General features: G+C 59.9%; 7 protein-coding genes and 2 pseudogenes. 5 read left to right on the plus strand and 4 right to left on the minus strand.

The features are described 5' to 3' along the window. Together AB4O11_RS24060 and AB4O11_RS24065 are read left to right on the plus strand one after the other, a co-directional pair. Positions 1-3,181: pseudogene (locus AB4O11_RS24060) on the plus strand (efflux RND transporter permease subunit). Beyond that, positions 3,178-4,600 (plus strand): annotated as a pseudogene (locus AB4O11_RS24065) (efflux transporter outer membrane subunit). Before AB4O11_RS24060 ends, AB4O11_RS24065 begins: the two co-directional pseudogenes overlap by 4 nt. Before the next feature lie 196 nt (positions 4,601-4,796). Here the strand turns inward: AB4O11_RS24065 and AB4O11_RS24070 are convergent. From AB4O11_RS24070 to AB4O11_RS24080, 3 genes are read right to left on the minus strand one after another with little or no spacing between them, the layout of a single operon-like run. Beyond that, positions 4,797-5,762, minus strand: coding sequence for an HlyD family efflux transporter periplasmic adaptor subunit (locus tag AB4O11_RS24070; protein ID WP_460128913.1), 966 nt, complete (start codon positions 5,760-5,762; stop codon positions 4,797-4,799). A 4-nt stretch (positions 5,763-5,766) separates the two neighbouring features. Further along, positions 5,767-5,967 (minus strand): DUF1656 domain-containing protein, encoded by a 201-nt coding sequence (locus tag AB4O11_RS24075; protein WP_007914938.1) that lies wholly within the window; start codon positions 5,965-5,967, stop codon positions 5,767-5,769. Beyond that, the gene (locus tag AB4O11_RS24080; RefSeq protein ID WP_460128915.1) at positions 5,957-8,092 is read right to left on the minus strand and encodes an FUSC family protein; all 2,136 of its coding nucleotides are present in this window, start codon (positions 8,090-8,092) and stop codon (positions 5,957-5,959) included. Before AB4O11_RS24080 ends, AB4O11_RS24075 begins: the two co-directional genes overlap by 11 nt. Before the next feature lie 170 nt (positions 8,093-8,262). Between AB4O11_RS24080 and AB4O11_RS24085 the strand changes: the two genes are divergently transcribed. From AB4O11_RS24085 to AB4O11_RS24095, 3 genes are all read left to right on the plus strand, one after another. Further along, positions 8,263-9,318, plus strand: a complete 1,056-nt coding sequence (locus tag AB4O11_RS24085) for a tetratricopeptide repeat protein (RefSeq protein ID WP_460128917.1) — start codon at positions 8,263-8,265, stop codon at positions 9,316-9,318. Between the two features lie 131 nt (positions 9,319-9,449). Continuing rightward, positions 9,450-10,952, plus strand: coding sequence for an ATPase domain-containing protein (locus AB4O11_RS24090; protein WP_460128919.1), 1,503 nt, complete (start codon positions 9,450-9,452; stop codon positions 10,950-10,952). Continuing rightward, positions 10,949-12,619, plus strand: coding sequence for an ATP-binding protein (locus AB4O11_RS24095; protein ID WP_460091026.1), 1,671 nt, complete (start codon positions 10,949-10,951; stop codon positions 12,617-12,619). The genes AB4O11_RS24090 and AB4O11_RS24095 overlap by 4 nt, the downstream gene beginning before the upstream one ends. A gap of 115 nt (positions 12,620-12,734) precedes the next feature. Here AB4O11_RS24095 and AB4O11_RS24100 read toward each other — a convergent pair whose 3' ends face one another. Further along, positions 12,735-13,112, minus strand: coding sequence for a response regulator (locus AB4O11_RS24100; protein ID WP_003225116.1), 378 nt, complete (start codon positions 13,110-13,112; stop codon positions 12,735-12,737). Between the last annotated feature and the right edge of the window lie 21 nt (positions 13,113-13,133).

A 13,133-nucleotide genomic window follows, 5' to 3' on the forward strand; every position in this document is an offset into this window, starting at 1 on the left:
ATGAATTTTTCCCAATTCTTCATTTCACGGCCGATCTTCGCAGCGGTGCTGTCGCTGTTGATCCTGATCGCCGGTGCAATCTCGCTGTTCCAGCTACCGATCAGCGAATACCCGGAAGTCGTGCCACCTACCGTGGTGGTACGTGCCAACTTCCCGGGCGCCAACCCTAAAGTCATCGGTGAAACCGTGGCCGCTCCGCTGGAGCAGGCCATCACCGGCGTCGAGAACATGCTGTACATGTCCTCGCAGTCGACCGCCGACGGCAAGATCACCCTGACCATTACCTTCGCCACTGGGCACTGACCTGGACAATGCGCAGGTGCAGGTGCAAAACCGGGTGACCCGTACCGAGCCGAAACTTCCCGAAGAAGTGACGCGCATCGGTATCACCGTCGACAAAGCGTCGCCCGACCTGACCATGGTTGTGCACTTGACCTCCCCGGACAAGCGCTACGACATGCTCTACCTGTCCAACTACGCGATCCTCAATATCAAGGATGAGCTGGCTCGTCTGAACGGTGTCGGCGACGTACAGCTGTTCGGTATGGGCGACTACTCGCTGCGTGTCTGGCTTGACCCGAACAAGACCGCTTCGCGCAATCTGACGGCGACTGATGTGGTCACCGCAATTCGTGAACAGAACCGTCAAGTCGCGGCCGGTCAACTCGGTGCACCCCCTGCCCCGAATGCTCAGAGCTTCCAGCTGTCGGTCAACACTCAGGGCCGACTGGTCAGCGAGGAAGAGTTCGAGAACATCATTATTCGCGCAGGCGACAACGGTGAAATCACTCGCCTCAAAGACATCGCTCGCGTCGAGCTGGGCTCCAGCCAATACGCGCTGCGTTCGTTGCTGGACAACCAGCCGGCAGTGGCCATTCCGATCTTCCAGCGCCCAGGCTCCAATGCCATCGACATCTCGAACGAAGTTCGCGGCAAGATGGACGAGCTGAAGAAAAACTTCCCGCAAGGCATGGATTACAGCATCGTCTATGACCCGACGATCTTCGTGCGAGGCTCGATCGAGGCGGTGGTTCACACCCTCTTCGAAGCACTGATTCTCGTGGTGCTGGTGGTGATCCTGTTCCTGCAAACCTGGCGTGCCTCGATCATTCCGTTGGTTGCAGTGCCGGTGTCGTTGATCGGTACGTTTGCGGTGATGCACCTGTTCGGCTTCTCGCTCAACGCTTTGTCGCTGTTCGGTCTGGTACTGGCGATCGGTATCGTGGTGGACGACGCCATCGTGGTGGTGGAGAACGTCGAGCGCAATATCGAGCTCGGATTGAATCCGGTCGAAGCCACCAAGCGCGCCATGCGTGAAGTGACCGGCCCGATCGTTGCCACGGCTCTGGTGCTGTGTGCGGTGTTCATTCCGGCGGCGTTTATCTCCGGCCTCACCGGGCAGTTCTACAAGCAGTTCGCACTGACTATTGCAATCTCGACCGTGATCTCGGCGTTCAACTCGCTGACCCTGTCGCCAGCACTGGCCGCTGTGTTGCTGAAAAGCCATGACGCACCGAAAGACCGCTTCTCCAAAGTGCTCGACAAGATCTTCGGTGGCTGGTTGTTCCGTCCGTTCAACCGTTTCTTCGACCGTGCCAGCCATGGTTATGTCGGCACCGTGCGCCGGGTTATCCGTGGCAGCGGCATCGCCCTGCTGCTGTACGCAGGCCTGATGGTGCTGACCTTCTTCGGTTTCTCCAGCACCCCGACCGGTTTCGTACCCGGCCAGGACAAGCAATACCTGGTGGCTTTCGCGCAGTTGCCGGACGCTTCTAGCCTGGATCGCACTGAAGACGTGATCAAGCGCATGTCCGACCTGGCGCTGAAACAGCCAGGCGTGGAAAGCGCCGTAGCGTTCCCGGGCCTGTCGATCAACGGTTTCACCAACAGCCCGAACGCCGGCATCGTCTTCGTGACCCTGAAACCGTTCGACGAACGTAAAGATCCGAGCATGTCCGCCGGTGCAATTGCCGGAGCCTTGAACGGCCAGTACGCGAACATTCAAGAGGCGTACATGGCGATCTTCCCGCCACCGCCGGTACAAGGTCTGGGCACCATTGGTGGTTTCCGCCTGCAAATCGAAGACCGGGGCAACCTGGGCTACGACGAGCTGTACAAAGAGACCATGAACATCATCAACAAAAGCCACAGCGTGCCGGAACTGGCCGGGCTGTTCACCAGCTACACCGTGAACGTGCCTCAGGTCGATGCCGCCATCGACCGTGAAAAAGCCAAGACTCACGGCGTGGCCGTCAGCGACATCTTCGACACCCTGCAGATCTATCTGGGTTCGCTGTATGCCAACGACTTCAACCGCTTCGGGCGCACCTATCAGGTCAACGTTCAGGCCGAGCAACAGTTCCGCCTCGAATCCGATCAGATCGGTCAGCTGAAAGTACGCAACAACAAAGGCGAAATGATCCCGCTGGCGACCTTCATCAAGGTCAGCGACACCTCGGGTCCGGATCGCGTGATGCACTACAACGGCTTCATCACTGCAGAAATCAACGGCGCGGCTGCCCCGGGCTACAGCTCCGGCCAGGCCGAGAAAGCCATCGAGAAACTGCTGAAGGATGAACTGCCAAACGGCATGACCTACGAGTGGACCGACCTGACTTACCAGCAGATCCTGTCCGGCAACACCGCGCTGTTCGTGTTCCCGCTCTGCGTACTGCTGGCGTTCCTGGTGCTCGCCGCTCAATACGAAAGCTGGAGCCTGCCACTGGCAGTGATCCTGATCGTGCCGATGACCCTGCTGTCGGCCATCACCGGCGTGATCATCTCGGGCGGTGACAACAACATCTTCACCCAGATCGGCTTGATCGTACTGGTGGGACTTGCCTGTAAGAACGCGATTCTGATCGTCGAGTTCGCCAAGGATAAGCAGGAAGAAGGCCTCGATCCGCTCGCGGCGGTACTCGAAGCCTGCCGTCTGCGTCTGCGGCCGATCCTGATGACCTCCTTCGCGTTCATCATGGGTGTGGTGCCACTGGTGTTCTCCAGCGGTGCAGGTGCCGAGATGCGTCACGCCATGGGTGTGGCGGTGTTCTCCGGCATGCTCGGGGTGACCTTCTTCGGTCTGTTGCTGACGCCAGTGTTCTACGTACTGATCCGTAACTTTGTCGAACGCGGCGAAGCCCGCAAAGCGGCCAAAGCTCTGAAACTGGAGGCGCAACAATGAGTCTGAAAGTCTTCCTGCCGAGTCTGCTGGTGCTGGCCCTCAGTGCCTGCGCCGTCGGCCCCGACTACAAGACCCCAGCCACGGAGGCAGCCAATATCACGGCCGCCACCGACGGCGCCGCCGGGCAAAAGAACTTCGACCGTTCTAAATTCGAAGGCATCTGGTGGCAGCAATTCGACGATCCGACCCTCAACCAGTTGGTGACCCAATCACTGCAAGGCAACCGTGAACTGCGCGTGGCGTTCGCCCGCTGGAAAGCCGCCCGGGCGATCCGCGACGACGCCAGCAACGATGCGATGCCGACCATCACCAGCCGCGCCAGCAGTGATCTGGCCAAGGGGCAAATCCCCGGCCAGACCACCGACCGGGTCAATAGCGAACGCTATGACCTCGGTCTGGACATGGCCTGGGAGCTGGACCTGTTTGGCCGCATTCAGCGCAATCTGGAAGCCAGCGACGCCGACCAGCAAGCCGCCGAAGCCGATCTGTACCAACTGCAAGTCACCATGATTGCCGAACTGGTGGACGCTTATGGTCAACTGCGTGGTGCGCAACTGCGCGAAAAGATCGCCGTGGCCAACCTGAAAAACCAGGAAGAGTCGCGCAAGATCACCATCAGCCTGCGAGACGCCGGTGTCGGTGATCAGCTCGATGTCGAGCGCGCCGATGCGCGTCTGGCCAACGTTGAAGCCACCGTGCCGCAGTTGCAGGCGGAACAGGTTCGGCAGAAAAACCGCATCGCCACCCTGCTCGGTGAGCGTCCGGACAAGCTGACCGTTGATCTGAGTCCAAAAGACTTACCAGCGATTGCCAAAGCCTTGCCGATCGGTGACCCGGGCGAACTGCTGCAACGTCGTCCGGACATCCTCAGCGCCGAACGCAATCTGGCTTCGGCCACGGCGCGTATCGGCGTGGCGAAAGCCGATCTGTTCCCACGGGTCAGCCTCAGCGGCTTCCTCGGCTGGACAGCCGGGCGTGGTTCGCAAATCGGTTCCTCGGCGGCCAACGCACTGGGCACTTGGCCCGAGCATCACATGGGCCGCGTTCGACCTTGGCAGCGTGCGCGCGCGTTTGCGTGGCTCCGATGCTGAAGCCGAAGGCGCATTGGCGACTTACGAGCAACAAGTGCTGCTGGCACTGGAAGAATCAGAAAACGCCTTCAGCGATTACGGCAAGCGCCAGCAACGCCTGATCTCGTTGATCCGTCAGAGTGAATCAAGCCGCAAGGCTGCTGACCTGGCTGAAATCCGCTATCGCGAAGGCACCACGGACTTCCTCGTGCTGCTCGACGCTCAGCGTGAACGTCTGAACGCCGAAGACAGTCAGGCCCAGGCCGAAGTCGACCTGTATCGCGGCATCGTCGCGATCTACAAGGCCCTTGGCGGCGGCTGGCAACCGGAGACTGTCGCCAGCAAGTAATCGATTGTTAAAGAGCTCCTTTGGTTGGCCGCAACCAACCAATTTTTTTGCCCCGCGTATCATTCGGTCGCGGGGCTTTTTTTTATTTTTGATCAATGAAATCTTGTGGCAGCGAGCCTGCTCGCGAATGCGGTGTGTCAGGCGACACCATCGGGGCTGATCCATTGCTTTCGCGAGCAGGCTCGCTCCCACAGGGTTAACGGTGTTCTTCAGATTGGGTGTTTTCCAGCACGGTGACGGTCGCTGTGGTGCCCGCACGCAAGCGGTTTTTGCCGGTGTAGTCGCCATCGATCTCGATCCGTACGGGCACCCGTTGCGCCAGTTTCACCCAGGTGTAACTCGGGTTGATGTTGGCCAGCAGCCGGCTGCCCGGTGCGTTTTCGCGGTCGGCAATGGCGAAGGCAATGCTTTGCACCGTGCCGCCGAACGTCTCCCCGCTCATCAATTGCACCCGCACCCGATCGCCCTCGCCGATTCGCGGCAGTTTGGTTTCTTCGAAGTAACCACTGATGTAGAACGAATCACTGTCGACCAGCGCCATCAAAGCGCCGCCGCTTACCGCGTAGTCACCCTCCCGGGTCAGGAGATTGGTCACGTAACCGCTGACTGGCGACTCGACGCGGGTGCGCTGCAAATCCAGTTCGGCCTGGGTCATTGCGGCAATCGCCAACTGCACGTTCGCCTCTGCGAGGCCGAGATTGGCTTGATTGCGCAGCAGATCCGCCTGGGCCACCGCCACATCGGTACTGGACTTCTCCCACTCCTCCCCGGAAATCGCAAAACCCTGCTTGAGCGTACGCCGCCGACGCTCTTCGCTTTGCCGCTGCTTGAGCAAGGCTTCACTGGCAACAATGGCCGCTTGCGACTGCCCCAGCGTTGCCTTCGCCACTTCCACCGAACGCCGCGAGTGCTCTACCGCCAGGCGGTAGCGCGCCGGGTCGATCTCCATCAACAGCTGCCCCTTCTGCACATGCTGGTTGTCCTGCACCGCCAGACTGACAATACGCCCCGATACATCCGCCGACAGCGTCACCACGTCTGCCCTGACCCGGGCATCGCGAGTCCATGGCGCGCGCGTGTAATGTTCCCAGGCAAACCAGCCGAGTACGATCGCCAGCAACACCACTGCCAATGTAATCAATCGCGTGAATAGCACTTTCAAGGCATCAGGCTCCCATCAGCAAAATCAGCGTGGCACACACACAGGCATACAAGGCGCCCTCGAACAGCGCCTCATGCCAGACCAGACGCAACACGCCCAGACGCCGCAATCCCCAGTCCAGCAGCATGAATATCGGGATGGCCAACAATAGCGCCTGAGCAATCGGTGGCAGATAGACACCGCCTATCTCGAAATCAATGGGCAAGGGCTGCTTCTCCTTCCGGAACAGAATGCTGGATAGCGTCACCGTGGCGCTGCAGGAATGACACCACGATCAGCAGGGCCACGCGCATACGAAACAGCGACCACACATGTTCATGGCTGGCGACGTGCAATTCATCCAGCTCGTCGCCCAATGTGTGTAGCGTGGCCAACAATGGCGCCAGTTGAACGTCCTGCCGCCCGGCGACAAAGCGCCCGGTCTTGCGCACGGCCGAAGCCAGACGCTGATTGAAAGCGTCCGTCAGCAATGCATTGTTGTGTGCCTGCTGCCTCAATTGATGCATCGCTACACCCAGAGCTACGCAAGCCAGGCTGATTTCATACAGTTGCTGCATGGGCCGGCTGTTCACCGCCGGCAGCAGGCCGAGCATGCTGGTCAGGCGATCGACCATACGACTTTCAAAGGCAAACTGTTGCTCATCGGTCGCGGGCGTTTTGGTCAGCGCATACACCTGCTCGCGCGCTTCGTTATACAAACGGCGAAGGCGCCACGCCGGGCGAAACGGGAAAATCCACGCATAAACGATCAGGGCAAGCATGGCCGCACTGACATAGGCGCCGGCAAATTCGAACCATTGAATCGCCGTGTTCTGCCCGGTACCGACATTCTGCGGGCCGAGCATCAGGAAACTCGACAACCCCAGCCCCATGCCGATGCCCGCCGTCGCCGGGCTGGCCAGACCGATTGCGATCACATACAGCAGCGGCGCCAGCAACATTGCCAACAGCTCGAAATCACTGATCGCCGGCACCAGCATGAATTGGTAGAACGCCGAGACCACCAGCGCCAGCCCCAGGCCACGGGCGTAACTCTGCGCGGCCATCAGCGGACGCGGGAACGTCGCCATCAGCGAGCAGAGGATTCCGACCAGAATCATCCCGCCCCGCGCGCCGTCCCACGCGGTTTCGATCCAGATCAATCCGGCGACCAGCAGCGCGGTGAACGCACGGATCGCATTCATCGACGCCAGGGTGAAATCCAGATGCAGAGGGCTGACCTGACCGGGATAAAGACAACTGGCCTCGCGCCCTTCCTGAATCGCATCGCTCAGTTCAAGGATTTGCTCCAGTTGCTGCAATAGCCGCGCTTGTTCCCAGCGCAGCGCCCAGGCCAGCGAGCGCAAGGTGGCGCTCATGTCTTCAGTCAACTGCTCGGCCTGATACGCCAACGCCTCGAACTGTTGTTGCAGCTTGACGAAGTGCTGGCGTGCGGGTTCGGGCAGCGCTCGCCCCTGCTCCGCCAACTGATCGAGCAGCGCCAGCTCTTCGGCGCGCAAGCGCTGGATGTCCAGCGGCAGATCGCCTTCCCAGCGTTCGGTAAGCAGTTCGCGCTGATGACGTAATGCGGTCAACCGAGAGGTCAGCAGCATCAGTTGGTTGCCCAACAGCAGCACCAGATGGCTGGCGCTGCGCAAGCGCGGCGCATCGAAATACAAGTGCCGCCGCAGGCCTTCAAGGGCGCTGATCTCGCCGAGCAGTTGCATTTGCCGGCGCTGGAACTCCGCTTCGCTTTCTTCCGTACGAAGCACGGCGGCGGCATGGCTGGCGGCCAGTTTGATCACCTGATCGACTTTGGCGAAATACCCCTTGGCCACCGCTTGCGGCCGCGCCGTCAGCAGACTGACCACACATACACACGCCACGGCCAGCAAGGTTTCCGTGACGCGGGTTACCGCCAACAGAAACGTGCCGTCCTGGTCGGGAATTGCCAATAGCGCCACGACCACAGCGGTGTAACCACTGAGCACAAACGCTTGCGAGCTGGTGTAGCGCAGCAACGTGCCGCCGGCCGTGCACAGCGCCAGCCACAGGGCCAGGGTGGTAATAAATGGCAGCGGGGCCTGGGGAAAGATCGCCATGATCACTACCGCCACCGCTGCCCCAAGCGTCGTGCCGATCACCTGGCCGAAACTGCGTGCCAGCGCCATTCCGGCCAACGGCTGGCTGACAATGACCACCGCCATGATCGACCACTTGGGCTGATCGAGATCGAACAGAAACGCCAGATACAGCGTCAGCAACCCCGCCGCAATGGTTCGCAGGGCAAACAGCAGGACGGCCTGACCAGGGTGAATCACGGCCTTGAAGTAATTGAACAGGGCTTGCATGGGCACACTCATCGAAGCGACTTCTGCAAGCGTAGACACTGCAACGAAAGACTGACGGGTAACTGAGTCGACGCAGTTTGTAGGGCGATTCGCATGCAAGAGTTTGACTCATGGCCGAAGCTGACCGAAGCTTGCCGCTCTGCTCAAGAACGCCTGTTTCGGAAACCTGCATGCCTCAGTCTCGCCGCTACTTGCTTATCAGCCTGGGCCTTGTGCTTGTCGTCATTGTCGCGTGGTTGTCCGTGCGCAGCACCGTGCCGGTCATACCCGATGCGATCAAACACGGCTATAGCGAGGCGTTGGATGCCGCGCGCAAGGGGCAACCGGGCGCGGCGCGTCAGTTGTATCAGCAACTGGGCCGTCCGGACATTTCGGTCAAGCGCCGCGTGTGGCTGCATGGCGAGCTGCCTAACTACCCGAGTCCACAGGCGTTGAAGCTGGCCGATACAGACCTGCAAAACGAATCCCCCGCCGTGCGGCTGGCGGCGATCAAAAGCGTGGTCGGACTGGTGCCGGGCGGGCAACGAAGCCTGTTGCTCGGGCCAATGCTCGAGGATGAGGATCAAACTGTTCGCTTCGCCGCGATCAACGCCCTGCTCGGCTTGACCCCGGATGAGCTGGGGCTGTATTTCGCGCCGCTGCAACAAGCGATCGACGGTTGGGAGCAAACGCTCAAGGCATTGCCGGAAAGCGCTGGCAACTACGCGCAACTGGCCCGACTGCATCTACACAACGCCGAACTCAAGGAGGCACAGGTCGCGCTTGAGAATACCCTGCGCATGGAACCCGGCAATCTGCAGGCGCTGGTGATGCAGATCGATGTCCTCGATCGCCAGGGCCAAACCGATGCCGCCCGCCAATTGCTGGGCCAACAACTCAAGGCACAACCTGACTCGGCTTATCTGCAACATGCCTTGGGCCTTTGGCTGTTGCACCACGATCAGCGCGAATACGCCCTGCTCGGTTTGTCCAAAGCCGTGGAGCTTGAGCCGGACAACAAGGATTATCGCTACGACCTCGCCACCACCCTGCACAGCGCCGAAGAACTGGAAGCGGCGCAGAAGCAGTTGCAGGAAATCGTCCAGCGCCACCCCGCCGACCGCAAGGCGCGGGTCTTGCTGATCAATTACTGGAAGGAAAGCGGACAACTGCAGAATGTGCAGATCCTGCTGGCGCAACTGGAGCAGCTGAACCCGGATGATCCTGAGTTACAGCAAGGCCTCTGAAGTACTTTTGACCGCTCGCTGGACACATCCGGCAAGGAATTTCGGAACTGCCATCACGCCATAGGGTCAAGTTAATCAGGCCGCTCAATTAGTTGGCGGCCTCGCTTCCCTTAGTCATGAGAGGGCATTTTTTGTCTACTTCTAACGAGTTGATCAGTGCGAAAGCCGCTACCGGCATTGTGGGTCTGGATGACATCCTGGCCGGTGGTTTGTCTCGCGGTCATGTTTTTTTGCTGGAGGGTGAGCCCGGAACCGGCAAAACCACGGTCGCGTTGCATTTCCTCTTGGCCGGCGCGAAAGCCGGCGAACGCTCGTTGTACATCACGCTCTCGGAAACCGAGCGCGAACTGAGGCAAGGGGCGTCGTCGCACGGCTGGACGCTGGATGACAACATCAAGATCTTCGAGCTGACGCCCCCGGAAAGCCTGCTCAATGCTGAACACCAACAGAGCCTGCTGTATTCCTCCGACCTGGAACTGGGCGAAGCCACCAAGCAGATTTTCGAAGCGGTCGAACGCTACAAGCCCACGCGTGTGGTGCTCGACAGCCTGTCGGAGATCCGCTTGCTGGCGCAGAGTTCGTTGCGTTATCGCCGCCAGATTCTGGCCATCAAGCATTACTTTGTGCGCTACAACGCCACGGTTCTGCTGCTTGACGACCTGACCACCGAATCCCTCGACAAAACCGTGCACAGCGTGGCCCACGGGGTGATTCGCCTCGAAGAGCTGACGCCTAACTACGGCGCCGAACGGCGACGCGTGCGAGTGGTCAAGTACCGAGGCCAGAAATATCGCGGCGGTTTCCACGACTTCACCATCATGGGCGACGGCGTGCACGTGTTCCCGCGTCTGGTGGCGGCTGAACACCGTGGCGACTATGCGCGCTTGCAACTGTCCAGTGGCATCCCGGAAATGGACGCCCTGCTCGGCGGCGGCATCGAGACCGGCTCCAGCACGCTGATTCTCGGCCCTGCCGGTACCGGTAAATCGCTGATCTCGATGATCTTCGCCGCCGCTGCCGTGCTCCGTGGCGAGAAAGCCGCACTGTTTATCTTCGATGAAGAACTGGGCCTGCTGTTCGAGCGCATGAAAAACATCGGCATCGACCTCAAGGCCTTGCAGGCGACCGGCAATCTGTTGATCGAACAGGTCGACGCCGCCGAACTGTCACCGGGCGAGTTTTCCCACCGCGTGCGGCGCTGCGTCGATGAAGGTCAAATCAAAACCGTGGTTATCGACAGCATCAACGGCTATCAGGCAGCAATGCCGGAAGAAAACGCGCTGGTGCTGCACATGCACGAACTGTTGCTGTACCTGAACCGCAAAGGCGCGGCGACGTTCATGACGGTTGCCCAGCATGGTCTGGTCGGCGACATGCAAGCGCCCGTCGACATTACTTATCTGGCTGACACGGTGATTCTGTTGCGCTACTTCGAAGCACTGGGCAAAGTCCGCCGCGCGATCTCGATCATCAAGAAACGCACCGGCAGCCACGAATCGACCATTCGTGAATACCGCATTTCCACGCAAGGCATGACCATCGGCGAACCGCTGGAAGCCTTTCAGGGTGTACTGCGCGGCGTCCCCACCTACCTCGGCGCGAGTAATCCGTTGTTGCAGGAAGAGCGCTTGTGACGGTCGAGGTTCCGCTGGCCGAACGGGCGCTGATTCTCGCGCCCGTGGGTCGCGACAGCCAGATTGCGCAGATGATCCTCAACGAGGCGGGTTACGGTGGAGTCGTCACTCCGAGTCTGAGTTCGTTGTGTACGGAACTGGAAATCGGTGCCGGTCTGTTGCTGGTCGCCGCTGAAGCGTTGCGCGGGCCGGAACAGGAAGCGCTGTTCCTGTATCTGCAAGAGCAACCTGCCTGGTCGGATCTGCCGATTGTGCTGTTGACCCATCACGGCGGTCAGGAACAAGGCCCCTCCTCACGCCTCAGCGATCTGCTGGGCAACGTGACGTTCCTTGAGCGACCGTTTCATCCGGCGACGCTGGTCAGTATGGTTTCCGCCGCATTGCGCGGCCGTCGACGACAATACGAAGCCCGCGACCGGCTGATCGATCTGAGTGAAAGCGAACGGCGCCTGCAATCGACCCTGGAAACCCTTGAGCAACAGGTCGAAGAGCGCACCGCGCAACTGCGCCACAACGAAGAAGCGCTGCGCCAATCGCAGAAAATGGAAGCGGTCGGCCAACTCACCGGTGGTATCGCCCACGACTTCAACAACATGCTCACTGGCATCATCGGCAGTCTTGAGTTGTTGCGTCGACGTCTGGCCCGTGGTCGCACCGATGACCTCGACAGCCTGATCGATCTGGGCGTGACTTCGGCCAACCGTGCCGCCGGTCTGACCCATCGCCTGTTGGCGTTTTCCCGTCGGCAGTCGCTCGATTCAAAAGCCGTGCAGATGAACACCCTGGTGCAGTCCATGGGCGAACTGCTGCAACGCAGCCTCAACGAAAGCATTCAACTGGACATGCGCCTCAACGACAATCTGTGGGTTGCGGAGGCGGACCCCAATCAACTGGAAAGCGCCCTGCTCAATCTGGTGATCAATGCCCGCGACGCTATGCCCGACGGCGGCAAACTGGTGGTCGAGACCAGCAACCAGGTGCTCAAGCGCGAATTCACCGAGGCCTACAACAACCTCGAACCCGGTGATTACGTGATGCTCAGCGTCACCGACAACGGCAGTGGCATGCCACAAAGTGTCATCAACCGTGCGTTCGACCCTTTTTTCACCACCAAACCGATCGGCCAGGGCACGGGACTGGGCCTGTCGATGATCTACGGTTTCAGCAAGCAGTCACGCGGCCATGTCTCGATCGACAGCGAGATCGATGAAGGCACCACGGTCAGGCTGTACTTGCCGCGCTTTCGCGGCGAAGAACTGGCCAGCCCCGTCGCCGATATTCCGCAATTGCCGGATGCGCTTGACGGCGAAACCGTGCTGATCGTCGAAGACGACCCGGCCGTGCGCGTGCTGGTTTGCGCAGTGCTCGGTGAATTGGGTTATGCCTTCGTCGAGGCCTGGGATGCTGACAGCGCGGTGCCGATTCTGAATTCGACGCAGCGCATCGATCTGCTGATCAGTGATGTCGGCCTGCCGGGCATGAACGGTCGGCAACTGGCGGAGGTTGGTCGACAATATCGGCCAGGTCTGAAGGTCCTGTTCATCACCGGATACGCCGAGCACGCGGCGGTGCGTGGCGGGTTCCTCGATTCGGGGATGCAGATGATCACCAAACCGTTCACTTTCGACCTGTTGACCGCCAAAGTGCGGGAGATGATCAAAAGCTGATAATACTGAAACTGCAGGAGCTGCCGCAGGCTGCGATCTTTTGATGTTGATCGTTAAAAAAGATCAAAAGATCGTCCGATCGCGGCCCGAGCCTGCGGCAGCTCCTACACAGATATCAGGCGAGCAATTCCTGAATCTTTTCCTGCAACACATCCAGGTCGAACGGCTTTTCCAGGATCGGCGCCTTGCGCGTGATCGGGCTGCCGGTTTCGCGGATTTCCTGCGGATAACCGCTGATGAAAATCACTTTAAGGTCCGGGCGCAGCTTGACGGCCGGCTCGGCGATCTGCACACCGGAGATCCCGCCGGGCAAACGGAAATCGGTGATCAACATGTCCAGATGTGGCTTGCTCGCAAGAATTTCGAACGCCTGCTCGCCGTTTTCGGCCTGCAACACGCGATATCCCTGCCCTGACAGGTAATCCGTCAGGACCATCAAGATAACCGGTTCGTCCTCGACGACGAGTACTACATCTTGTGCATCTACGCTCATGGGAAGCCTTTGTTCGGTCAA

Source organism: Pseudomonas sp. H1_D05 (assembly GCF_054682705.1).